The 22206-nt window shown below is 70.6% G+C and carries 23 protein-coding genes, 1 tRNA gene and 1 riboswitch; of the genes, 17 read left to right on the top strand and 7 right to left on the bottom strand.

Annotation, left to right across the window (positions count from 1 at the left end; all coding sequences use genetic code 11):
• Nucleotides 1-7 precede the first annotated feature (7 nt).
• Genes hisD through L2K70_RS07070 form a run of 5 tightly spaced genes read left to right on the top strand, consistent with a single transcriptional unit; the run spans nt 8 to nt 4325 of the window.
• Nucleotides 8-1309 carry a histidinol dehydrogenase gene (gene hisD, locus L2K70_RS07050; protein WP_303645856.1) on the top strand — a complete coding sequence of 434 codons (1302 nt, stop codon included), beginning with the start codon at nt 8-10 and terminating at the stop codon, nt 1307-1309.
• Nucleotides 1306-2436 (top strand): histidinol-phosphate transaminase, encoded by a 1131-nt coding sequence (locus L2K70_RS07055; protein WP_236400742.1) that lies wholly within the window; start codon nt 1306-1308, stop codon nt 2434-2436. Before hisD ends, L2K70_RS07055 begins: the two co-directional genes overlap by 4 nt.
• On the top strand, nt 2433-3041 hold the full coding sequence (gene hisB, locus L2K70_RS07060; RefSeq protein ID WP_236400744.1) for an imidazoleglycerol-phosphate dehydratase HisB: 609 nt from the start codon (nt 2433-2435) through the stop codon (nt 3039-3041). Before L2K70_RS07055 ends, hisB begins: the two co-directional genes overlap by 4 nt.
• Nucleotides 3038-3676: an imidazole glycerol phosphate synthase subunit HisH gene (gene hisH / locus L2K70_RS07065; protein ID WP_236400746.1), complete on the top strand. Its 639-nt coding sequence runs from the start codon at nt 3038-3040 to the stop codon at nt 3674-3676. The genes hisB and hisH overlap by 4 nt, the downstream gene beginning before the upstream one ends.
• 16 nt (nt 3677-3692) lie before the next feature.
• Nucleotides 3693-4325 (top strand): hemerythrin domain-containing protein, encoded by a 633-nt coding sequence (locus L2K70_RS07070; RefSeq protein WP_236400749.1) that lies wholly within the window; start codon nt 3693-3695, stop codon nt 4323-4325.
• Here the strand turns inward: L2K70_RS07070 and L2K70_RS07075 are convergent.
• Nucleotides 4292-4813, bottom strand: coding sequence for a hypothetical protein (locus tag L2K70_RS07075; protein WP_236400751.1), 522 nt, complete (start codon nt 4811-4813; stop codon nt 4292-4294). The two genes, L2K70_RS07070 and L2K70_RS07075, sit on opposite strands and share 34 nt — an antisense overlap.
• A gap of 305 nt (nt 4814-5118) precedes the next feature.
• Here L2K70_RS07075 and L2K70_RS07080 point away from each other — a divergent pair, with 305 nt between their 5' ends.
• Entirely contained in the window at nt 5119-6624 is a 1506-nt protein-coding gene (locus tag L2K70_RS07080) for an HNH endonuclease signature motif containing protein (RefSeq protein WP_236400752.1), read from the top strand.
• A gap of 114 nt (nt 6625-6738) precedes the next feature.
• Here L2K70_RS07080 and L2K70_RS07085 read toward each other — a convergent pair whose 3' ends face one another.
• On the bottom strand, nt 6739-7272 hold the full coding sequence (locus L2K70_RS07085) for a DUF1990 domain-containing protein (protein WP_236400754.1): 534 nt from the start codon (nt 7270-7272) through the stop codon (nt 6739-6741).
• 101 nt (nt 7273-7373) lie between these two features.
• Nucleotides 7374-8174, bottom strand: a complete 801-nt coding sequence (locus L2K70_RS07090) for a transglutaminase-like domain-containing protein (RefSeq protein WP_236400756.1) — start codon at nt 8172-8174, stop codon at nt 7374-7376.
• Between the two features lie 95 nt (nt 8175-8269).
• On the opposite strand from L2K70_RS07090, the gene priA reads away from it, so the two are divergent.
• The 8 genes from priA to L2K70_RS07130 all read left to right on the top strand — a co-directional run bounded on the left by priA (nt 8270) and on the right by L2K70_RS07130 (nt 16620).
• On the top strand, nt 8270-9013 hold the full coding sequence (gene priA / locus L2K70_RS07095; RefSeq protein WP_236400758.1) for a bifunctional 1-(5-phosphoribosyl)-5-((5-phosphoribosylamino)methylideneamino)imidazole-4-carboxamide isomerase/phosphoribosylanthranilate isomerase PriA: 744 nt from the start codon (nt 8270-8272) through the stop codon (nt 9011-9013).
• Nucleotides 9010-9474 carry an NUDIX hydrolase gene (locus L2K70_RS07100; RefSeq protein WP_236400760.1) on the top strand — a complete coding sequence of 155 codons (465 nt, stop codon included), beginning with the start codon at nt 9010-9012 and terminating at the stop codon, nt 9472-9474. Before priA ends, L2K70_RS07100 begins: the two co-directional genes overlap by 4 nt.
• Nucleotides 9471-10232 carry an imidazole glycerol phosphate synthase subunit HisF gene (hisF, locus tag L2K70_RS07105; protein WP_236400761.1) on the top strand — a complete coding sequence of 254 codons (762 nt, stop codon included), beginning with the start codon at nt 9471-9473 and terminating at the stop codon, nt 10230-10232. Before L2K70_RS07100 ends, hisF begins: the two co-directional genes overlap by 4 nt.
• Nucleotides 10233-10259: 27 nt before the next feature.
• Entirely contained in the window at nt 10260-11174 is a 915-nt protein-coding gene (locus tag L2K70_RS07110; protein ID WP_236400763.1) for an ABC transporter substrate-binding protein, read from the top strand.
• A complete protein-coding gene (locus L2K70_RS07115; protein ID WP_236400765.1) occupies nt 11174-12049 on the top strand; it encodes an amino acid ABC transporter permease in 876 nt (291 codons plus the stop codon). Before L2K70_RS07110 ends, L2K70_RS07115 begins: the two co-directional genes overlap by 1 nt.
• An 83-nt stretch (nt 12050-12132) precedes the next feature.
• The gene (locus L2K70_RS07120; RefSeq protein ID WP_236400766.1) at nt 12133-12852 is read left to right on the top strand and encodes an amino acid ABC transporter ATP-binding protein; all 720 of its coding nucleotides are present in this window, start codon (nt 12133-12135) and stop codon (nt 12850-12852) included.
• Nucleotides 12853-12976: 124 nt separating this feature from the next.
• Nucleotides 12977-14800: an ABC transporter ATP-binding protein gene (locus tag L2K70_RS07125; protein ID WP_236400768.1), complete on the top strand. Its 1824-nt coding sequence runs from the start codon at nt 12977-12979 to the stop codon at nt 14798-14800.
• Nucleotides 14797-16620: an ABC transporter ATP-binding protein gene (locus L2K70_RS07130; RefSeq protein ID WP_236400770.1), complete on the top strand. Its 1824-nt coding sequence runs from the start codon at nt 14797-14799 to the stop codon at nt 16618-16620. Before L2K70_RS07125 ends, L2K70_RS07130 begins: the two co-directional genes overlap by 4 nt.
• A gap of 46 nt (nt 16621-16666) precedes the next feature.
• On the opposite strand, the gene L2K70_RS07135 is transcribed toward L2K70_RS07130, so the two are convergent.
• On the bottom strand, nt 16667-17101 hold the full coding sequence (locus tag L2K70_RS07135; protein ID WP_236400772.1) for an SsgA family sporulation/cell division regulator: 435 nt from the start codon (nt 17099-17101) through the stop codon (nt 16667-16669).
• 207 nt (nt 17102-17308) lie between these two features.
• Between L2K70_RS07135 and L2K70_RS07140 the strand changes: the two genes are divergently transcribed.
• A complete protein-coding gene (locus L2K70_RS07140) occupies nt 17309-17785 on the top strand; it encodes a PGPGW domain-containing protein (RefSeq protein ID WP_236400774.1) in 477 nt (158 codons plus the stop codon).
• Between the two features lie 47 nt (nt 17786-17832).
• Nucleotides 17833-17904, top strand: a tRNA-Val gene (locus L2K70_RS07145).
• 209 nt (nt 17905-18113) lie between these two features.
• Here L2K70_RS07145 and L2K70_RS07150 read toward each other — a convergent pair.
• On the bottom strand, nt 18114-19802 hold the full coding sequence (locus L2K70_RS07150) for a ribonucleotide reductase barrel domain-containing protein (protein ID WP_236400776.1): 1689 nt from the start codon (nt 19800-19802) through the stop codon (nt 18114-18116).
• Nucleotides 19802-20800 (bottom strand): ribonucleotide-diphosphate reductase subunit beta, encoded by a 999-nt coding sequence (locus L2K70_RS07155; RefSeq protein ID WP_236400778.1) that lies wholly within the window; start codon nt 20798-20800, stop codon nt 19802-19804. The genes L2K70_RS07150 and L2K70_RS07155 overlap by 1 nt, the downstream gene beginning before the upstream one ends.
• A gap of 179 nt (nt 20801-20979) precedes the next feature.
• Nucleotides 20980-21224: riboswitch (cobalamin riboswitch) on the bottom strand.
• 143 nt (nt 21225-21367) lie between these two features.
• Here L2K70_RS07155 and L2K70_RS07160 point away from each other — a divergent pair.
• On the top strand, nt 21368-21838 hold the full coding sequence (locus L2K70_RS07160; protein ID WP_236400780.1) for a hypothetical protein: 471 nt from the start codon (nt 21368-21370) through the stop codon (nt 21836-21838).
• A 17-nt stretch (nt 21839-21855) separates the two neighbouring features.
• Here L2K70_RS07160 and L2K70_RS07165 read toward each other — a convergent pair whose 3' ends face one another.
• Nucleotides 21856-22122, bottom strand: a complete 267-nt coding sequence (locus tag L2K70_RS07165; protein WP_236400782.1) for a hypothetical protein — start codon at nt 22120-22122, stop codon at nt 21856-21858.
• Between the last annotated feature and the right edge of the window lie 84 nt (nt 22123-22206).

Here is a 22206-nt window from a genome sequence, read left to right on the forward strand (position 1 = left end):
CATGTCCCTGATCCGTCGCATCGACCTGCGGGGCGCCGATCCGGCGTCCGTCGACTACCGCGCGAGCGTGCCTCGCGCCGAGTTCGACGTCGAGGCGGCGACGCATCAGGTGCAGCCGATCATCGACGCCGTACGGACCCGCGGGGTCGAGGCGATCGTCGAGCTGTCGGCCCGGTTCGACGGGGTGGACCGCGAGGACATCACGGTCCCGCCCGAGGCGCTGCAGAAGGCCCTCGCCGAGCTCGACCCCGACGTGCGTGCCGCGCTGGAGGAGTCCGTGCGCCGCCTGCGCGCCACGTGCGAGGCCGAGCTCGAGCACGACGTGACGAGCGAGGTCGCGCCCGGCGCCACGGTGACGCACCGCAAGGTGCCGATCGACCGCGTCGGCCTCTACGTGCCCGGTGGCCTCGCCCCGCTGGTGAGCAGCGTCGTGATGAACGTCGTCCCGGCGCAGGTCGCGGGCGTCCGCTCGATCGCGCTCGCCAGCCCGCCCCAGAAGAACCGCGAGGGCCTGCCCGAGCCGACGATCATGGCCGCGTGCGCCCTGCTCGGCGTCGACGAGGTCTACGCCGTCGGCGGCGCACAGGCGATCGCGATGTTCGCCCACGGAGCGGGGCCGTGCCGGCCGGTCGACCTCGTCACCGGCCCGGGCAACATCTACGTGGCCGCCGCGAAGCGGCTGGTGCGCGGCACGGTCGGCATCGACTCCGAGGCGGGCACGACGGAGATCGCGGTCCTCGCGGACGACAGCGCGGACCCCGCCTTCGTCGCCGCCGACCTGATCAGCCAGGCCGAGCACGACCCGATGGCGGCCTCGGTGCTGGTGACCGACTCGCTCGCCCTCGCCGACGCGGTCGACGTCGAGCTCGACAAGCAGGTCTTCGCGACCCGCCACACCGAGCGGATCCGTACGGCGCTGGGCGGACCGCAGTCCGCCATCGTCCTGGTCGACGACGTCGACCAGGGCGTGCAGGTCGTCGACGCCTACGCCGCGGAGCACCTGGAGATCCAGACCCGCGACGCCGCCGCGGTCGCTGCCCGTGTGCGCAACGCAGGTGCGATCTTCGTCGGGCCGTGGGCACCCGTGTCGCTGGGCGACTACGCCGCGGGCTCCAACCACGTGCTGCCGACCGCCGGCTGCGCCTGCCACTCGAGCGGGCTGTCGGTGCGCGCCTTCACCCGGTCGATGCACGTCGTCGACTACTCGCAGGCGGCGCTCTCGGAGGTGGCGGGCCACGTCGTGACGCTGGCCGAGGCCGAGGACCTGCCGGGCCACGGCCAGGCCGTGTCGGTCCGGTTCGGACAGTGAGCGCGTCGTTCCCCCCGCTGCGTGACGAGCTGCGGGGGATCGAGCCCTACGGTGCGCCGCAGATGGCGCACGACCGGGTGCCGGTGCAGCTCAACGTCAACGAGAACCCCTACGCGCCTTCCGCCGAGCTCGCCGCCTCGCTGGCCAATGCGGTCTCGACCGTCGCCCTGGAGCTCAACCGCTACCCCGACCGCGAGTTCGTCGCGCTGCGCGAGCAGCTCGCCGGCTACCTCAACGCGTCCGGGGGCAGCGACATCACGCCCGACATGGTCTGGGCGGCCAACGGCTCCAACGAGGTCATGCAGCAGCTGCTGCAGGCCTTCGGCGGCCCGGGGCGGCTCGCGCTCAGCTTCGCGCCGACGTACTCCATGTATCCGGAGTACGCCCGCAACACGCTGACCGAGTGGGCCGTCGGCCACCGCGAGGAGGACTTCGGCCTCGACCTCGACCGCGCGCGTGCCCTCGTCGAGGAGCGACGCCCGAGCATCGTGCTGCTGCCCAGCCCCAACAACCCGACCGGTACGGCCCTGCCGCCGGAGGCGGTGTCCGTGCTGTGCGAGGCCGTCGGGGACGACGGGCTGCTGGTCGTCGACGAGGCCTACGGCGAGTTCCGCCGCACCGGCACACCGAGCGCGCTCGAGCTGCTGCCGCGCCACCGCAACCTCGTCGTCACCCGCACGATGAGCAAGGCCTTCGCGCTCGCCGGCGCGCGGCTCGGCTACCTGGCCGCCGACCCGGCGATCTGCGACGCGCTGCGGATCGTGCGACTGCCCTACCACCTCTCCGCGACCACGCAGGCGACGGCGAGCGTCGCGCTGTCGTACGTCGACGAGCTGCTGGCGCACGTCGACGACCTGCGCGTCGAGCGTGACGCCACGGTGTCGTGGCTGCGTGGGCAGGGCCTGGACGTGGCCGACTCGGATGCGAACTTCGTCCTGTTCGGCCGGTTCGCCGACCGGCACGCCGTCTGGCAGGGTCTCGTCGACCGGGGTGTGCTGATCCGCGAGACCGGGCCCGCGGGCTGGCTGCGGGTCTCGATCGGCACGGCGGATGAGATGACGTCGTTCCGGACGGCGCTCACTGAGACGATGGAGTCCCGGCAGGAGCGGATGGAGGAGCAGCGATGAGTCGCGTGGCGAAGATCGAGCGCACGACCAAGGAGTCGCAGGTCAGGGTCGAGGTCGACCTCGACGGCACCGGGCGCTCCGACGTGTCCACGGGCGTCGGGTTCTACGACCACATGCTCGACGCCTTCGCCCGCCACTCCCTGGTGGACCTCGTCGTGCACACCGAGGGCGACACGCACATCGACGCCCACCACTCCGTCGAGGACACCGCGATCGTGCTGGGCCAGGCGCTGCGGGAGGCACTGGGCGACAAGTCGGGCATCCGACGCTTCGGCGACGCCACCGTGCCGCTCGACGAGGCGCTGGTCCAGGCCGTCGTCGACGTGTCCGGACGTCCCTACTGCGTGCACACCGGCGAGCCCGAGGGCCAGGTCTACGCGGCCATCGGCGGCTCCGGCGTGCTCTACGCCGGCTCGCTGACCCAGCACGTCTTCGAGTCGATCGGCCAGCACGGCCACTTCGGGCTGCACGTCCGGGTGCTCGCCGGTCGCGACCCGCACCACATCGTCGAGGCGCAGTTCAAGGCGTTCGCCCGGGCGCTGCGCGACGCCGTCGCCATCGACCCGCGCGAGACCGGCGTGCCCTCCACCAAGGGAAGCCTGTGACCCCTGACGTCGTCGTCCTCGACTACGGCTCGGGCAACGTCCGCTCCGTCGTACGCGCGGTCGAGCGGGCCGGCGCGTCGGTCACCCTGACGTCGGACTTCGACACCGCGCTCGCGGCCGACGGCCTGGTCGTGCCCGGCGTGGGGGCGTACGCCGCCTGCATGCAGGGCCTTCGCGCGATCAAGGGCGAGCGGATCATCGGTCGCCGGCTCGCGGGCGGGCGGCCGGTGCTCGGCATCTGCGTGGGCATGCAGATCCTCTTCGCGGGTGGCGTCGAGCACGGCGTCGAGACCGACGGGTGCGACGAGTGGCCGGGGCTGGTGACCCGGCTCGAGGCCGACGTGGTGCCGCACATGGGGTGGAACACCGTGGAGGTGCCCGACGGCACGCAGCTCTTCGCCGGCATCGAGGACGAGCGCTTCTACTTCGTGCACTCCTACGCCGCCCGCACCTGGGACCTCGTGACCAACAACCGCACCCGCGCGCCGCTCGTCACGTGGGCACAGCACGGAGGCGACCGTTTCGTCGCGGCTGTCGAGAACGGGCCGCTGACGGCGACCCAGTTCCACCCGGAGAAGTCCGGCGACGCTGGTGCAGACCTGTTGCGCAACTGGGTCGCCACCCTGCCGCGCTGACGGCTACCGTCCCCGCATGACGGGGACCCTGAGCATGAACGGCATCATCCACGCGGCCGTGCGCCGCGACGTCGCGCGGACGGAGACGGCACTGCAAGGCTTCCGCGACGGGGACGGCGAGAGGGCGCGGCAGCTGCAGACCGCGTGGCGCAACCTGGTGCGCGAGCTGACACACCACCACGAGGCCGAGGACGAGCACATGTGGCCGTTCCTCCAGACGCGCGGGTTCGACCCCGCGCTCCTCGAGCAGATGGAGGCCGAGCACGTCGCGATGAAGGCGGCCCTCGCCGCGGTCAGTGCGCGCATCGACAGCCTCGTCGCCGCTCCCACCGCCGCCAACGCAGCCGCGGCGGCGGACGAGACGTCGCGCGCCGAGGTGGTCATCAACGACCACCTCGCCCACGAGGAGGGGGACGTCGAGGCGCTCATGGGCGACCTCGAGGAGGACGAGGAGTTCAAGGAGCTGACCAAGAGGCTGCGCCCCGCCAGCATCGTCGACGCGGCCAACGCGCTGGCCTGGATGCAGGACGGCGCGGGGGAGCGGGAGCGGACCGCGCTCCGCGCCACCATCCCGGGCCCGGTGGTCACGCTGCTCACCGCCCTGCTCGCCCGGCGCTACAAGCGCGAGGTCGCCCCGGTCTGGCGCTGATCGCCCTCGGCCAGCCGCTTGAGGGTGAGCAGCTGCTTGCGGGCCATCACGAGGTCGCCGACGGACACCGCGGGTGCCAGCCAGCGACTGCCCGCCATCACCACCTTGAGGAGCAGCCGCGTCGCCTCGCCCTGCGGGAGGACGACGTACGACATGTGGGCCCCCATGATCCGCGCGGTCAGCTCGCGGCCCGGGTCCACCGCCACCACCCGCCCCTGGTCGCGACCGAGCGCCCGCGTGAACGGATCGCCCACCACCGGCTCCGGCACGTGCCGCAGCTCACGCGGCGAGCGCCGCCCGAGGTTGTCGACCAGGTCGTAGGAGTACGGCGCCAACCGCACCTGCCGCACCCGCGCCCACACGTGGGCCGCGTCGGCGTGCACGGTGACGCCCCGCCACGCCTCGAGCGTCGGGTGCGGTCCGAGGTCGTCGCACCCGTAGCGCCGCGCGACCTCCTCGTCGCTGACTCCCCACCGGTCGCCGATCACGCCCCGATCCTTGCACCCACACCGTTGGTCGAGCAGCCGCGCGAGGAACGAGTTCTGTCCTCGGTGGTTGAGGTGCGAGCGCAGCGAGCCTCGAAACCAGCTCTGTTATTGGTGGTTGAGGTGCGAGCGCAGCGAGCCTCGAAACCAGCTCTGTAATTGGTGGTTGAGGTGCGAGCGCAGCGAGCCTCGAAACCAGCTCTGTCCTCGGTGGTTGAGGTGCGAGCGCAGCGAGCCTCGAAACCACCCCGCGCATCCCTCTGTGGAGTACGACCCGAATGTCGGTGCGCTCATCTAGAATCGAACACATGATCGATGCGCTGGAAGGACCCGGAGCAGGTGAGGCAGACGCCCTCACTGCCTCCGACCTGCTCGACTCGATCCGCACGGAACGCGTCGCTGAGAACGCGGCTGCCGGCCGTCAGCTCGACCTCGCCGCACGGTGGGCCGACCTCCACCCACCCGAGTCCATCCACACCGCAGCGGCGTTTGAGGTCCGCGGGTCGGAGCACGAGGAACCCATCGCCGGTGACGGCTGTCCATTGGTGGCGGAGTTCTGTGTCGCGGAGCTCGGCACCGTCCTCGGGATCTCGACGACGGCGGCGAAGAAGCTCATCGGTCACGCCCTCGAGCTCCGCCACCGCCTTCCCCGCCTGTGGGCACAGGTCCACGCCGGTGTGGTGCCGGCGTGGCGGGCCCGGCTCGTCGCCGAGACCACCATCCACACCACACCCGCCCTGACCCGTGAAGCAGCCGCCCACGTCGACGCCCAGGTCGCCGCCGTCGCCGGCAGGATCGGTGCCGCGCAGCTCGACAGGCTGGTCGCCGAGACGATCAAGAGGTTCGACCTCGCCCAGCCCGACCCCGCCGCGGATCCCGTGGACGGCTACCTCCATGTTGATCCACGTCATGTGACGTTGCATGACGAGGACGTGCACTTCGCGGGCACCATGCGGTGGGAGGCCGAGCTCGGTATCGCGGACTCCCTCGACCTCGATGCGGCCGTCGCCCACGGGGCCGAGCTCCGCAAGGCCATGGGGTCGACCGCCTCGTTGGACGTCCGGCGTGCCGAGGCCCTCGGGGACCTCGCCCGCACCCAGACCGCGTTGGACCTCGCGGTGGGCACGGGCATGGGCTTGGCTGGTGGTTTCGAGGCTCGCTCCGCTCGCACCTCAACCACCGAAGGAACTGACCTCCCGGCCGCTCGAGAACTAGTTTTTCATGTCCACTTCAACGCCTCGACCGTCGGCGAGCGGACCGTGTTCGGTCCCACCGGCCGCATGGAGGGACGCCAGCGCCTGCTGCTGCTCGACCAGCTGAAGACCTGGTGCGGCGACTCCCGCACGAAGATCACGGTCAAACCGGTCGTCGACCTCAACGCCCAGCTGTCCGCACCCGGGTACGACATCCCCGACCGGATCCGCGAACCAGTCATCCTGCGCGACCAGACGTGCGTGTTCCCGTGGTGCACGAGACGCGCGCGGCGCTGCGACCTCGACCACGTCATCCCGTTCGACCACGACGCTGAAGCTGAAGGCCGACCGCAACCCGGCCCCACGACGACCTGGAACCTCGCGCCGCTGTGCCGGCACCACCACCGACTCAAGACCCATACGGCCTGGCGTTACGACATGACCGCCAACGGGGTCTTCGAGTGGACCAGCCCCCACGGCCACCGCTACCGACGCGACCACACCGGCACCATCCCGATCCACCCCGGCGAGTCAGTCGGCGACCCAGCGGAATCGACCGGCGAGCTCGGCGACGGACCCGGCCACGTCCCGCCCGCCATCCCGCCGCCCCGCCGACGATGACCCCGCCCCACAACCCGCCGCAGCACGACACGGCGGGGGCATCGGCCTGCCGGTGCGACACAGGTCGCGGCGGACACGGAAGGTAGGCGCCGGGCGTGGCGGGCGCGATCCGCGTCAGACAGCCCTGAGGTAGCGATTCGTCACCAGGGACTGGATGCGGCGGCCGACCGGGCCGGTGAGGCGTGCGACCAAGGTGGCTGGTCGGGAGAAGGCCGTGATGGTGAAGGTGACGCTGCCGTCTGCCTGGAGCTCGACCACAAACGCTTCCTCCCCACGTTCGGGGTGCCCCGGAAGGGTGCCGTACGCGAATCCCTGGCGCCGCGGCTCGTCGACGAGGTAGACCACCCGAACCGGCGCGTCCAGTCCCAGGGGACCGGGGCCCAGCCGGACGACGGCGACCGTGCCCAGAGCGACCGGATCGTTCGACGGTCGTACGGTCAGCCCGGCTCGGCGATGCATGTCCCACCGCAGCACGGCCTGCGAGGCACGTTCGAATCGCTCGGGCCCGGAGCCGACGACGACGCTCCGCAGCAGGACCCCGTATCCGTCCGGCATCGCGCCGGTGCGCGTGGAACCGACGTCGCTGTAGGTGAAGGGAGCTCCGCGAAGTCGCTCGACCTCAGCGTCGGAGAGCGGCCGACCGGTCATGGGCAGATGCTGCCACGCCGGTCGGCCGCGTCCGCTCGCCGGCAGATCCCGTCGACGGAGCAGCCGTTCCACCTCCGCGGCACGAGAGCCAGCGCCTCGGCTCAGCCGAGCACCACGAGCTCGCCGAGGTCGTCGTCCGGCAGGTCGCCGTCGACGACGGCGGTGACCTCGGAGCGGTCGAGGCGGACGTCGCCGCGGACGGTGGCGAGGAAGGCGGTGTCGGCAGCGTCGCGGCCGGTCGCGATCCGCACGAGCGACGACCGAGGGGCGAGGGCGGTCGCGTCGACGACGTGCCAGCCGCCGTCGACATGGGCCTCCACGACGGCGTGGAAGTCCATCGGGTCGCACCCCGGGGCGTAGACGGCCACGAGCCGGGCGGGCACGCCGACACCCCGCAGCAGGGCCAGGACGAGGTGGGCGTAGTCGCGGCACACCCCGGCACCGCCGAGCAACGTGTCGACCGCGCCGTCGAGGGGACCGCTGGCGCCGGGGACGTAGCTGAGCCGGGTGCCGACCCAGGACGACACGGCGTCGAGCAGGTCGTTCGGTGCCACACCCGCGAACTCCGCCGACGCGAACGGCGCAATCGCGTCGGACTGGGCGTACCGGCTGGGCCGGCGGTGCACCGCCAGGTCGGCGAGGTCCACGGCCGGCGGTTCGGCGCGCCCGCTCACCCGCGCCCGGTATGAGATGGACGACGGGCCCGCAGGCAGCGTCACGGTGTGCAGCCGGCCATAGTGGTCCGTCTCCACCTCGGTCACCTCGAGAGCACTCCCGTGGTGGATGACCTCGAGCCGCTCCTCGACGACCAGGCCCGGCGCCCGTGCGACGGCGACCTGCAGCTCGACGACGGACTCGACCGGCGCAGTCACCTCGAGCTCGGCACCCACGGTCCGCTCCATCGCACGATCCTCCCACGGCTCGCGGTGCGGTCCCGGCTCGTCTCGCCCCGCCACCAGCGGTCCGGTCCCCGACCGCCCGCTCCTAGGATCGGGGCATGCCCAGCACCCCCGAGCAGCCCTACCTCGAGCTCCTGCCCGCCGTCGACATCAAGGGCGGTCAGGCCGTCCAGCTGGTGCAGGGCGTGGACGGGTCGGAGAAGCGCTTCGGAGACCCGATCGAGGCGGCGCTGCGGTGGCAGGACGCGGGGGCGGAGTGGATCCACCTCGTCGACCTCGACGCCGCCTTCGGGCACGGGCACAACCGCGAGCTGCAGGCGAGAATCGTCGGCGCCCTCGACATCCAGGTCGAGATGAGCGGCGGGATCCGTGATGACGAGTCGCTCGAGGCGGCGATGGCGACCGGCTGCCGCCGGGTCAACATCGGCACCGCCGCCCTCGAGCAGCCCGAGTGGTGCGCCCGCGCCATCGCGACGTACGGCGACCGCGTGGCGGTGGGCCTCGACGTGCGGGGCACGACGCTGGCCGCACGCGGCTGGACCCGCGAGGGCGGCGACCTCTACGAGACCCTCGCGCGCCTCGACTCCGAGGGCTGCGCCCGCTACGTCGTCACCGACGTCAACAAGGACGGCATGCTCCAGGGCCCCAACCTCCAGCTGCTCCGCGACGTCTGCGCCGCGACGGACAAGCCGGTCGTCGCCAGCGGCGGCGTCACCACCCTCGACGACATCCGGGCTCTGATGGGCCTCGTCGGCGAGGGCGTGGAAGGCGCCATCGCCGGGACGGCGCTCTACGAGGGCCGGTTCACGCTCGAGGACGCACTGGAGCTGACGAAGCCGTGAGCGAGGCCGTGCCGATGGAGTTCACCGAGTACCACACCCGGCTGGCGGCGTACGTCCTCATCGTCGACGACCAGGACCGCGTCCTCCTCGCCTGGTGGAACGGCGAGGGGCACAGCGAGCCCGAGTGGTCGCTGCCCGGCGGCGGGATCGACTTCGACGAGTCGATCATGGCCGGCGTCGTCCGCGAGGTGTTCGAGGAGACCGGCTACGACGTCGAGCCGGGCGCGCTGCTGACCGAGCACCACTTCACCGCACGCGGTCGCACCTTCGACGGGTGGTTCCGCTCGCAGCGCTTCGTCTTCGAGGCGACCATCACCGGCGGCGAGCTGGGCACCACCGAGGTCGGCGGGTCGACGGACCACGCCCAGTGGGTGCCGCTGTCCGAGCTGGACGGCCAGCCGCGGTCCGAGATCGTCGACATCGCGCTGGCGGCCCGCGAGCGGAAGCCGGCGAGCCGATGAGCCTCGCGATCCGCGTCATCCCGTGCCTCGACGTCGACGGCGGTCGCGTCGTCAAGGGCGTCAACTTCCAGGAGCTCCGTGACGCCGGCGACCCGGTCGAGCTCGCCCGGCTCTACGACGCCGAGGGTGCCGACGAGCTCACCTTCCTCGACATCTCCGCCTCCCACGAGGGCCGCGCGACGACCATGGAGGTCGTCAGCCGCTGTGCGGAGGAGGTCTTCATCCCGCTCACGGTGGGTGGGGGCGTGAGCAGCGTCGACGACGTCGACCGGCTGCTGCGTGCCGGGGCCGACAAGGTGGCGGTCAACACCGCGGCCATCCACCGCCCCGAGCTGGTCGGCGAGATCGCCGACCGGTTCGGGAACCAGGTACTGGTGCTGAGCGTCGACGCACGTCGTGCGGACGGGACGGCCAGCGGCTTCGAGGTCACCACCCACGGCGGCCGCAAGAGCGCGGGGCTCGACGCCGTCGAGTGGGCCGCGCGTGCCGCCGAGCTCGGGGCGGGCGAGATCCTCCTCAACGCGATGGACGCCGACGGCACGACCGACGGGTTCGACCTCGAGCTGATCCGTGCCGTACGCCGCGAGGTGAGCGTCCCGGTCATCGCGAGCGGGGGAGCGGGCGCCGTCGAGCACTTCCCCCCGGCCGTCGACGCAGGCGCCGACGCCGTGCTCGCAGCCACGGTCTTCCACTTCGGCACGCTGAGCATCGCCGACGTCAAGACCGGTCTGTCCACGGCGGGCCATCCCGTCCGCTGAAGTCGAGTGGAGTCGTAGGATTCGGCCATGCTGAAGACCTCCCGGCGCCCCGCCGCGCGCCACCTCGCCGTTGCTGCTCTCGCGACCACCACCCTCGCCCTCACCGCGTGCGCCCCGACGGACGAGGCCGACAGCGGGGACGACGCGAGCGGCACGTCGTCGGAGACGACCTCGGAGTCGCCGGCGGCCGACGCGTGCACGCCCGACACGATGCAGACCGTCGCCGACGGCACGCTCACCATCGCCACCGACGACCCGGCCTACGAGCCGTGGTTCGTCGACAACGACCCGACCAACGGCAAGGGCTACGAGTCCGCGGTGGCGTACGCCGTCGCCGAGCAGCTCGGCTACACCCAGGACCAGGTCAGCTGGGTCAAGGTCCCGTTCAACAAGGTCGTCCAGCCCGGACCCAAGGACTTCGACTTCGACGTCAACCAGGTCTCGATCACCGAGGCCCGCCGCAAGGCCGTCGACTTCTCGTCCGGCTACTACGACGTCGTGCAGACCGTCGTGACCAACAAGGGCAGCGCGATCGACGGCGTCACCTCGATCGCCGACCTCGCCGACGCCAAGCTGGGTGCGCAGGTCGGCACCACGAGCTACACCGCGATCACCGACCAGATCCAGCCGTCGCAGGAGCCGGCGGTCTTCGACACCAACGACCAGGCCGTGCAGGCGCTCAAGAACGGCCAGATCGACGGCATCGTCGTCGACCTGCCGACCGCCTACTACATGGCAGCCGTCCAGCTCGACGACGGCGTCATCGTCGGCCAGCTGCCCCTGCCCGACGGTGAGCCGGAGCAGTTCGGCGCCGTGCTCGCCAAGGACAGCCCGCTGACCGAGTGCGTCTCCGGCGCCGTCGACGCGCTGCGCGAGGACGGCATCCTCGACCAGATCAACCAGGAGTGGCTGGCCCAGCAGGGCGCTCCCGAGCTGTCCTGATGACCGACCGGGTGGCCGCCGAGCCGCAGGAGGCCTGGCGGCCCTCGTCGGTCCAGCTCGAGCGGGACGAGTGGCGGCGGCGCCGCACGATCCGCAGCGCGGCGATCGCCGCCGGCAGCACGCTGTTCCTGCTCGGCGCGATCGGCGGCGCGGTGGTCAGCTCGCCGGGGTGGGACCGGGTCAGGGAGACCTACTTCAGCTGGGACAAGGCGGTCTCGTCGTTCCCGGCCGTGCTCGACGGGCTCTGGCTCAACATCCGCGTGATGGTGGTCTGCTGGATCCTCATCCTGCTGCTCAGCCTCACCGTGGCCGTGGTCCGCACGCTGCGCGGCCCGGTCGCGTTCCCGCTGCGCCTGCTCGGCACGGCGTACGTCGACGTCTTCCGCGGGCTGCCCCTCCTGCTGGTGATCTTCCTGCTCGGCTTCGGTGGCCCGGCGTTGAGCCTGCAGGGGCTGCCGACCTCGCCCCTGTTCTGGGGTGGGGCCGCGCTGGTGCTGTCCTACTCGGCCTACGTCGCCGAGGTGTTCCGCGCCGGCATCGAGTCCGTGCACCCCAGCCAGCGGCTCGCCGGCCGCTCGCTCGGGCTGTCCTACGGCCAGACGCTGCGCCACGTCGTGCTGCCCCAGGCCTGGCGTCGCGTGATCCCACCCCTGATGAACGACCTCGTATCGCTGCAGAAGGACTCCGGCCTCATCGCGGTCCTCGGGGTGACCGACGCGATCCGCAAGGCGCAGATCGAGACCGCCCTCGACTTCAACTACACGCCGTACGTCGTCGCGGGCGTGCTGTTCTGCTGCCTCACGATCCCGATGGCGCGGCTCACCGACCGCTACGCCCGCAAGAAGGGCTACCACGGAGCCGGAGGACACCTGTGATGAGCACCCCACGACATTCTCCTCCTCCGCTGCGCTCCCCCGAACAACGCCGCGGGGACCCCGCTACCTCCGAGCTTCTGTCCTTGAAGAGCGTTCGCAAGTGCTTCGGCGACAACGTGGTGCTGCGCGACGTCGACCTCACCGTCGAGCCCGGCCAGTGCGTCGTGCTCATCGGTGCCTCCGGCTCCGGCAAGTCCACGCTGCTGCGCTGCGTCAACCTCCTCGAGGTGGTCGACGACGGCGTGATCACCTTCGACGGTCGCGACATCACGGACCCGCGCGTCGACGGCGACGACGTCCGGTCGCGGATGGGGATGGTCTTCCAGGCCTACAACCTCTTCCCGCACCTCGACGTCATCGGCAACGTCACCCTGGCGCTGCGGCTCGTGCACGACGTACCGGCCGACGAGGCCCGCGCCCGCGGCCTCGCGATGCTCGAGCGGGTCGGGCTCGCCGAGAAGGCGAAGGCTCGTCCCGACGACCTCTCCGGCGGCCAGCAGCAGCGCGTCGCCATCGCCCGGGCCCTGGTCGCCAACCCGCGGCTCATGCTGCTCGACGAGGTCACCAGCGCGCTCGACCCCGAGCTCGTCGGCGAGGTCCTCGACCTGCTCACCGAGCTGAAGGGCGAGGGCGTCACGATGCTGCTCAACACCCACGAGATGGGCTTCGCCCGCGACGTCGCCGACCGCGTCTGCTTCCTCCACGACGGCCACATCCACGAGCAGGGAAGCCCGGAGCAGGTGCTCGGCGACCCCCAGCAGGAGCGCACGCGCACCTTCCTGTCCCGCATCCGCGCCTCCTGACCGACAGGGCGGCTTGCGATTCGTCGCCTGTCGGTGGCGAGGAATAGCCTGACCTGGCTCGTTGGTTGCGCTGAGCAACTGGCACGAGCACGACGTGGGTAGGACGAGGAGGCGGGCGACACCGGTGGCTGAGGACGCGGAGCTGCGAGGCACGACGACGCTCGACGGGTTCCGGGTCCTGTGGGTCGGCATCAAGCGTGAGCCCATCGTCTTCACCGTCGCCACGCTCGGTGCGGTCCTGTTCGGCGTCCTCACGGTCGCGGACGCGTGGGTGCTCGGCTGGTCGACCCAGCACGTCCTGATCCCCGCCTTCGAGACGGGCGAGATCGGCACCGACCTGCTGGTCTGGGTGTTCGTGCTGTTCATGAGCGTCGCGATCCTGCGCGCGATCGGCATCGTGGCGCGCCGGCTCGGCGGCGGGATCATGTACTACCGGATGCAGTCCCACACCCGGCGCGGCGTCACCCGGCAGTACCTCTCGCTGCCGATGGAGTGGCACCAGCGCCACCCGACCGGGCAGCTGCTGTCCAACGCCTACTCCGACGTCGAGGCGGCCTGGTCGCCGATCATGCCGCTGCCGATGGCCCTCGGCACGATCGTGATGATGGTCATCGCCGTCGTCCAGATGTTCGTCGCCGACCTCGTGATGGCCGTCGTCGGCCTTCTGGTCTTCCCGGCCGTCGTGGTCGCCAACCTGCTCTACCAGCGCTACGCCTCGCCGCTCATGACCCGTGCGCAGGGCCTGCGCGCCGAGGTCAGCGAGATTGCCCACGAGTCCTTCGACGGCGCCATGGTCGTCAAGACCCTCGGCCGCGAGGTCGAGGAGACCGACCGCTTCCGCGCCAAGGCCCACGAGCTGCGCGACGTCAACATCCGCGCCGGCCGGATCCGCGCGATCTTCGACCCGGCGCTCGCCAGCCTGCCCAGCCTCGGCGTCCTCGTCGTCCTCGCCGTCGGCGTCTCCCGGGTGTCCAGCGGCTCCACCAGCGCCGGCGACGTCGTCACGGTCGCCTACCTCCTCACGATCGTCTCCTTCCCGATCCGGGCGATCGGCTGGCTGCTCGGTGAGTTCCCGCGCTCGGTCGTCGGCTACCGCCGCGCCAAGGCGGTCCTCGACGCGACCGGTGCCATGCCCTACGGCGCCGACGAGCTGCCCCGCACCGACGGCGGCGCCCTCGTCCAGGTCGACGGCCTCCACTACGCCTACGACGCCTCGACCCCCTTGCTGCAGGGCATCGACCTCGAGGTGCAGCCGGGACAGACGGTCGCGCTGGTCGGCGCGACCGCCTCCGGCAAGAGCACGCTCACCAGCCTGCTGACGCGCCTCGTCGACCCCGACGACGGCCGCGTCCGGATCGACGGCCACGACCTCCGCACGCTGCGCAAGGGCGAGCTGCCGCGCGACGTCGCGCTGGTGCCGCAGACCGCCTTCATGTTCGACGACACCGTCCGTGGCAACGTCACCCTGGGTGCCGACGTCCCCGACGAAGAGGTCTGGGGCGCCCTGCGCACGGCACAGGCCGACGGGTTCGTCGCGGCCCTGCCCGAGGGCCTCGACACCCGGCTCGGGGAGCGCGGAACCTCGCTGTCCGGCGGACAGCGGCAGCGGCTCTCGCTCGCCCGCGCCCTCGTCCGACGCCCGCGCCTGCTGATCCTCGACGACGCCACCTCGGCGGTCGACCCCGAGGTCGAGGCCCGCATCCTCGCCTCGCTGCGCGACGACGTGCACGGCTCGGCGGCCTCGCTCCTCGTCGTGGCCTACCGCAAGGCCACGATCTCGCTGGCCGACGAGGTGGCCCACCTCGAGGGCGGGCGCATCGTCGGCCGCGGCACGCACGCCGAGCTGCTGGAGACGAGCCCGGCCTACGCCCACCTCGTCAACGCCTACGAGACCGAGGGGCCGGCCGAGGTCGGCTCCGACACCGGACGCACCGGAGGTGAGCGATGAGCGCCACGACGACCGACCCGCGGGCGGCCTCCGCCGGCACCAAGATGGACAGCGGCGAGGAGATCAGCCCCCTCGCCACCATCCGCCTCGGCATGAAGTACTCACCCGAGCTGCGTGAGGGCCTCGGCCTGACGCTCGTGCTGGCGATCATCGCCTCGTGCGGCCAGGTCGTCGTCCCGATCGCGGTCCAGCAGACCCTCGACCGCGGGCTCAACGCGCCCGGCGGCCCACGGTTCGGCTACGTCGTCTGGCTGGGCGTCCTCGCGGCCGTCGCGATCGTCGTCACCGGCTGGGCGTCCTACAAGATGACCAGCCGGCTCTTCACCACCTCCGAGCGCGGGCTCGCGACGCTGCGCACCCGGGCGTTCCGGCACGTCCACGACCTGCCGCTGCTCACCCAGAACACCGAGCGCCGTGGGGCGCTGGTCTCGCGCGTCACCACCGACGTCGACCAGGTCAGCCAGTTCCTGGTCTTCGGCGGCCTCATCTTCGTCGTGAGCGTCGGCCAGATGCTGGTCGCCACGGTCCTGATGGTGATCTACAGCTGGGAGCTCGCGCTCGTCGTGTGGCTCGCGTTCGCCCCGCTGTTCCTGTCGATCCGTTGGTTCCAGAAGAAGCTCTCGGCCGCCTACACCGTCGTACGCCACCAGGTGGGCGTGCTGCTCGGCGCCATCTCCGAGCCCGTCGTCGGCGCAGCCGTCGTCCGGTCCTACGGCGTCGAGGATCGCACGCAGGCGCGCATCGACACCGCCATCCAGGACTGGCAGGACGCCTACACCCACGCCCAGACCTACACGGTCACCTCGTTCTCGCTCGGCGGTCTCTCCGCGGGCCTGGCCAACGCCGGCGTGATCGTCATCGGTGTGCTGCTCGGCTTCACGGGCGACATGACCCCGGGACGGGTGCTCGCGTTCGCGTTCCTCGTCACGCTGTTCGTCGGCCCGGTCCAGATGGGCACCCAGATCCTCACCGACGCCCAGAACGCCATCTCCAGCTGGCGTCGCGTCATCGGCATCCTGGAGACGCCCGCAGACCTCGTCGACCCCGGCCCCGACGGCGAGACGCTGCCGCGCGGCCCGATCGACGTCCGGTTCGCCGACGTCACCTTCGCCTACCCCGGCGGCCCGCCCGTGCTGCGTGAGGTCGACCTCGCGATCGAGGCCGGTACCCGCGTCGCGATCGTCGGCGAGACGGGCTCCGGAAAGTCGACCTTCGCCAAGCTGCTGACCCGCCTGATGGACCCGGTCGACGGGGCCGTGCTCCTCGACGGCGTCGACGTCCGCCGCATCGACGCAGCGTCACTGCGCCGCAGCGTGGTGCTGGTGCCGCAGGAGGGGTTCCTCTTCGACGACACGATCGCCGCCAACGTGCGCTACGGCCGGCTCGGTGCGAGCGAGGACGAGATCCGCGCGTCGGCGGTCGAGCTGGGCATCGACGAGTGGCTCGCCGGCCTGCCGCGCGGCCTGCACACGCAGGTCGGGCAGCGCGGCGAGTCGCTGTCGGCCGGGGAGCGGCAGCTCGTCGCGCTCCTGCGGGCGCACCTGGCCGACCCCGACCTCCTGGTCCTGGACGAGGCGACCAGCGCGGTCGACCCCGCGCTCGAGATGCAGATCGGCCGCGCGCTCGAACGGCTGATGCAGTCGCGGACGTCGGTCACGATCGCCCACAGGCTGTCCACGGCGGAGGGTGCCGACGAGGTCATCGTCGTCGACAAGGGGCGTGTCGTGCAGCGCGGGCCGCACTCGGTCCTGGTGACCCAGGACGGCAGCGTCTACGCCGGCCTGCACGCGAGCTGGGTCGCCCAGCACTCGCAGGTGTAGCGGTCGGCCAGGTCGGCCGGGTGGGCCTCGGTCGGCCTGGGGTGCCTCAGGAGGCCAGGACCTGCGTGATGAGCATGTCCACGTCGAAGTAGTCGGACTCGGTGCCCGGGGCGACGACCGCCGCGGAGCGAGCGAGGAAGTCCTGGACGTCCGCCGCAGGCGCGTGCAGCACGAGGTGGCCGTCCGGCGAGCTGAGCTCGATGCTGACCATGGCGCGGCCGGTGAGGCTGAGGGCGGGGGAGACGTGCACGTCGCCGTCGCCCGCCGGGGCGGCGATGCCGCGGATGAGGAGGTCACGCCCGAAGGTCCACACGAGGTCACCGTCCGGGGTCACGAACGTCATCGCGACGGCGAAGGGGTCGGAGCTGCGGTAGCCGAGCACCGTCGCGATCTCGTGGCGGATCCCGCGCTCGTCCGTGGACTCGACCGTGATGTCGCACGTCACATCGGCCAGCGTGTGACCGCCACCAGACATGTTCATCGATGCTCCTCGAAGACTGGGCCCGAACGGGGGTTCCGGACTCGCGTGCTCATGAGACGGCATCCAGAGCCCGCCGTGATGCGAAACCATCAAAAATGACCCTAACCGGTCTATACCTGTTCTTGATGCTCGCTCATGACTAACTTCAGGAAACGTTCGTGTTTCCTTGGAGCGCTGCGGGCTGGTGCGGCCCGGTAGGTTCTCCTCATGACTGGGGCGGCGAAACGCATCGGCCTCGAGGTCGCGGGTTGGGCGCTCCTCGTCATCGGCATCATCGCCATCCCACTCCCGGGGCCGGGGCTGCTGGGGGTGTTCGCCGGCCTGCTGCTGCTCTCCCAGCAGTACGAGTGGGCCGAGAAGCGGGTGGAGCCCGTGAAGATGAAGGCGCTCCTCGGTGCCGCCCAGGGTGTCGAGAGCTGGCCCAAGATCATCGTCTCCGTGATCGCCGCGCTCCTCCTGGCCGGCGCCGGTGTCGTCTGGATCCTCGGCCCCGCGCAGCCCTCGTGGTGGCCGCTGCCGGAGTGGTCCTGGCTCCCGGGCGGCATGTGGACCGGGATCACGCAGATCGCTTCGGCGATCTTCGCCCTCGGCTTCATCATCTACAGCTACCGCCGCTACCACGGCAACGAGGAAGAGATCCAGGAGCTCAGGGACCGGGTCGAGGAGCTCAGCAGCAAGGACTGACCCGATTGCCGTCGCGGGAGTGCGATGGGATATCGTTCCCGCGTCCCGGGCGATTGGCGCAGTGGTAGCGCGCTTCGTTCACACCGAAGAGGTCACTGGTTCGAACCCAGTATCGCCCACCCAGGAATCGACGCAGCGAGGAGCCCGGCGCCTCAGCGCCGGGCTCCTCCTCGTAAGGGCGTCAGCCCTCGCAGGCGGTGCAGTCGGCGCCGTTCTCGATCGAGCAGATCTCGGCGGCGGTCCAGTCGTCCCAGACCAGGTTGTCGATGTCTGCGGTGGCAGTGTCGTCCATGAGCTTTTCCCTTTCGTGGTGGAGTGGTAGGTCCGGCTACTTCTGCTTGCTGGCCTGGATGCCGGCGCGCGAGCGGAGGTAGTAGAGGCTCTTGATGTTCGGGTCGAGCAGAGCCTTCTTGTGGACCTTGCTGATGTACTGCGGGGAAGCATCTGCCTGGAAGAAGAGGTTCAGCGACTGCGACTGGTCGATGAAGACCTGCCGGTCCGCGGCACGGTCGAGCAGGACCTCCTGGTCGATCTCGTAGCCGGTCCTGAACACGTCCTTCTCCAGGTCGTCGAGCCAGTCGACGTGCTGGACCGAGCCGGCGTGGTCGACGATGTCGTCGATGTGCTCCCGGTCGTACACGCCTCGTTCCTTCATCAGCTCGACGAGGTTCTGGTTGGCGCGAGGCATCTCGCCGGCCGACGTGGTCTGGTTCCACACGTTGGCGACGTAGGGCTCGATGCCCTGGCTCGTGCCGCCCACGATCACCGCCGTGCTCATGGTGGGCGCGATCGCCATGAGGTGGGAGTTGCGCCTGCCCGCACACCACTCGGGGATGCCGGCCCGCTCGCCCATCCACCGCGACGCCGCATCGGCGCGCGAGCTGATGCGCTCGAAGACGTCCTTGTTGAGCGCGGCGGCCTTGTCGGACTCGAACGCGACCCGCTGCTTCTGCAGGTAGTCGTGGTACCCCATGACGCCCAGCCCCAGGCTGCGGGCCTTCTCGGTGTAGCGCACCGCACGTTCCAGCCCGCGGATCGTGCGTGCCTTCCGCAGGAACGCCTCGGCGACGGCGTCGAGGAACACGGTGGCGACGAACGCGGTGTCGCGGTCCTGCCACTCGTCGTACGTCGACAGGTTCAGCGAGGAGAGCACGCAGGTGTAGGAGTGGTCCTCGTCGCTGAAGAGGGTGATCTCGGAGCAGAGGTTGGACGCCTTGTTGGCCAGCCCGTGGGCGCGGTAGGACTCGGTCTGCAGCGCGTTGACCGTGTCGACCTTCCAGATGTACCCCTTGCCCAGCACGACGCGGATCTTCAGCACCCGCTGGTAGCGCTCCAGGGCGTCCCTGTCCCCGGCGAGCATGCGGTCGATGAACTCCTGGGTGAAGATCCACCCGACGTTCTTGTTGGCCGGCTCGCGGAAGATCAGGTCCGCGAGCTCGAAGAAGTCAGGGTGGTCCACGGGCAGGTAGCCGGCCCAGGAGCCACGCCGGGTGGCGCCCTGGCTGATCTGGTTGGTCATCTCGACGAAGTTGCAGAAGACCGGCACCACCCCGTTGGCCTTGCCGTTGTCGGAGAAGGTGGCGCCCCGGGGACGGATGTCGCCGAGGTACGCCGAGGTGCCGAACCCGTTCTGCGAGAGGATCGCCGCCTCCTTCAGGGTGTCGTAGAACCCCCAGACCGAGTCCTCCACGTAGGAGCCCTCGCAGGAGACCGGGAGGCCGCGATCGGTGCCCAGGTTGGCCAGCACCGGCGTCGAGGGGGAGAGCCAGCCGTTCCAGATCGCCTCGAGGAACAGGTGCCTCCACGGCACGCCGTCGTCGCGGGGGTACAACTCGTCGGCCAGGTCGCCGGCCGTCGCGGCGATGGTCTCGTAGCGCTGCCTGACCGATTGGCCTGCCACCGTGTACTTGGCCGTGAACATCGCGTAGCCCGCGGTGGTCATGAACTGCGGCACCGTTCCCTCGGCCTGGAGGGCCTTGCGCTCGGCGGAGAGCGTCTCCCAGCTGCTGGTCGCCATCAGAACTCGAACTCCGTCTCACCGATGCTGCGGTTGTACTCGTTGCCGGTGACCTGGAAGAAGTCGTGGAACTGGGTCCCGTTGATGCCGCTGTAGAACCAGTCGGCGATGGGGTTGTCCTCGACGTCGAAGAGCGGGTCCATGCCCATGTTGGTCAGCGTCATGTCCACGCGGGACTGCACGAAGCTCTCGAGGTCGCGCTGCTCGATGCCGGGGATCGGGCCGTGCGCGAAGAGCATCTCCACGATGCGCTGCTCGTGGGCGTAGACGTACTCGGCCACGGCGCGGACCCGAGCGGTGAGGGCGTGGCGCTCGGACTCGTAGGTCTCGGGCAGGACCGTGCCCTTGTACTCGTCCAGCAAGGTGTTGAACAGCCAGGCCCCGCCGGTCGCGTGCAGGTTCTCGTCGCGGGCGGAGAAGTTGATCCCGCTGACGACGTTCTGGAGCAGGTTCTTCCCACCGGACTGGAAGTGCTTGAGGAACGCGAAGCTGGAGTAGAGGACGCAGTTCTCCATCAGCGTGAACACGCTGAGCGCGTAGAGCAGGTCGTCGTCCGCGACCGCGTCCCACACGAACTGGATGCGCTCGGCCAGCACGGGATCGTTCTTGTAGGAGTCGTAGAACTCCTCCGTGTCGATCATCAGCGCCTTGTTGAGCTTGGCGTAGAACGGCGCGTGCATGTTGAGCTCGGCGAACGAGAACGCGTTCGTCATCATCTGCACCTCCGGGCGCGGGAACGCGTGGAAGAGCCGGTCGCCCCACACCTCCCCGCCGAGGATCAGCTCGTAGATGGTGAACAGCTTGAGGGTCGTCTTGACGGCCGCCTGCTCGGCGGGCGTCATGGTGACGAGGAAGTCCTGCTTGTCGTTCTCGACCGGGATCTCCTCGGCGGTCCAGAAGATGCTGCGCTGCTTCTTCGCCAGCTCCTCGGCCAGCGGGTAGTCGAAGACGTACGCCGACCTCGCGGTGCGGACCGGCAGGCCCGTGGTGTCGATCATGTGTGGTGTCCTTCGTCCGCGGGCCGGCTCGGCCGACCCGGTCAGATGTGTGGTCTGGGGAAGCAGTGCTTCCACGGACGAGGTGCGGAGAGGACATCGGCACCGACCCCAGGCGGCGCCAGGGCGACCAGGGCAGTGCTCGCGATCCCCTGACCTTCCCTCGAGGTCGCGGAACCCACCGGTGGCGGTGAGCACTGGCAGGTCTTCGGACTCATGGGCGGGGGAGTCGTGATGGTGCTCGGCTCCGGTCCTACTGTCCGTCGCTTCCCAGGACCGTGATCGGTGGTCCCAGTGCTTCCTGTCGATCCAGGAGACGGAGGTCGTTCCCACTTACCGCTGCGGGGCAGTCCCGGAGTTCCACCGGGTTCCCTCTTGCGACGACGACTCTGGCGGAGCCGCCGAACCAGTTGCTGTGACCACCATATACGGGAATCACGCCGTTGTAACTACCCACATGTTGTGTCGTGGGCGGGCGAGCGCGTCCCGCACCGCGGACGCCGCCTGGGGGCGGGTTGGCACGCCGAGCAAGACTGGATGTCCGCCTCCACCCACAGCCCAGGAGAGATCGTGTCCCTCACCCAGGTTCCCCTCCGCCTCGCCACCGGCGCCTTCATCCTCAACGCAGGCATCGGCAAGCTCGGTGCCGACGAGGGCACGGCGCAGTTCCTCCACGGCTCGGCCGCGTCCACCTATCCCGCGCTCTTCAAGGACATGGAGCCGACGAAGTTCGCCCGGCTGCTCGCGGTGAGCGAGATCGGCGTCGGTGCCGCCCTGCTCGCGCCGATGGTGCCGGCGACCGTGGCCGGAGCGGCGCTGACCGGGTTCGGCGCCAGCCTGATCGGCATGTACCTCAAGACCCCGTCCATGACGCTCGACGACGGGATCCGCCCGAGCCAGGAGGGGACCGCGGTCGCCAAGGACATCTGGCTGGTGGGCGCCGGACTCACCCTGCTCACCCAGGGCCTCGCCTCCGCGGCGAAGTCCGGTGTCAAGAGCTCGAAGAAGGCCCTGCGCAACGCCTCGCCGCTCAGCAGCTGAGCGGTCCCGTAGGGGCCTCAGGCCTCGCGACGCTGTGCGGGCACGAGCCGTGCCCGCACGGCGTCGTCGCTGAGGTACGCCGCGTGGGGGCGGTGGCAGCGACCGTCCGGGTGCGGGCAGTCGGGGCTGCACGCGAGGTCGTACGTCGCAGTGCGCGTGCCGGGCAGGACGGTGACGGTGCCCGGGACGTAGGTCTCCGGGTCGTGACCGAAGGACGCGATCAGCTCGCGTGCGGTGGCGTTGGCCTCGGGCGTCGTCCTGTCGTTCGCGTCGGTGCGGCGCACTGCGGAGGTCTCCTCGTCGTGGGTGTGTCGGTGGGTGCCGACCCGAGCCAGCCCTCACCTGTTACCCCACTCGTTGACGAGTAA

The sequence above is a fragment of the Nocardioides potassii genome, assembly GCF_021648885.1.
Classification (GTDB): Bacteria; Actinomycetota; Actinomycetes; order Propionibacteriales; family Nocardioidaceae; genus Nocardioides; species Nocardioides potassii.

Bases quoted from the DNA above. Each gene is read 5' to 3' on its own strand.
- L2K70_RS07110 (WP_236400763.1), top strand. From the start codon at position 10,260: ATGCTGAAGACCTCCCGGCGCCCCGCCGCGCGCCACCTCGCCGTTGCT.
- L2K70_RS07155 (WP_236400778.1), bottom strand. From the start codon at position 20,800: ATGATCGACACCACGGGCCTGCCGGTCCGCACCGCGAGGTCGGCGTAC.
- L2K70_RS07140 (WP_236400774.1), top strand. From the start codon at position 17,309: ATGACTGGGGCGGCGAAACGCATCGGCCTCGAGGTCGCGGGTTGGGCG.
- L2K70_RS07115 (WP_236400765.1), top strand. From the start codon at position 11,174: ATGACCGACCGGGTGGCCGCCGAGCCGCAGGAGGCCTGGCGGCCCTCG.
- hisF (WP_236400761.1), top strand. From the start codon at position 9,471: ATGAGCCTCGCGATCCGCGTCATCCCGTGCCTCGACGTCGACGGCGGT.
- L2K70_RS07090 (WP_236400756.1), bottom strand. From the start codon at position 8,174: ATGGAGCGGACCGTGGGTGCCGAGCTCGAGGTGACTGCGCCGGTCGAG.
- hisB (WP_236400744.1), top strand. From the start codon at position 2,433: ATGAGTCGCGTGGCGAAGATCGAGCGCACGACCAAGGAGTCGCAGGTC.
- L2K70_RS07150 (WP_236400776.1), bottom strand. From the start codon at position 19,802: ATGGCGACCAGCAGCTGGGAGACGCTCTCCGCCGAGCGCAAGGCCCTC.
- L2K70_RS07070 (WP_236400749.1), top strand. From the start codon at position 3,693: ATGACGGGGACCCTGAGCATGAACGGCATCATCCACGCGGCCGTGCGC.
- L2K70_RS07085 (WP_236400754.1), bottom strand. From the start codon at position 7,272: ATGACCGGTCGGCCGCTCTCCGACGCTGAGGTCGAGCGACTTCGCGGA.
- L2K70_RS07135 (WP_236400772.1), bottom strand. From the start codon at position 17,101: ATGAACATGTCTGGTGGCGGTCACACGCTGGCCGATGTGACGTGCGAC.
- L2K70_RS07130 (WP_236400770.1), top strand. From the start codon at position 14,797: ATGAGCGCCACGACGACCGACCCGCGGGCGGCCTCCGCCGGCACCAAG.
- L2K70_RS07080 (WP_236400752.1), top strand. From the start codon at position 5,119: ATGATCGATGCGCTGGAAGGACCCGGAGCAGGTGAGGCAGACGCCCTC.
- priA (WP_236400758.1), top strand. From the start codon at position 8,270: ATGCCCAGCACCCCCGAGCAGCCCTACCTCGAGCTCCTGCCCGCCGTC.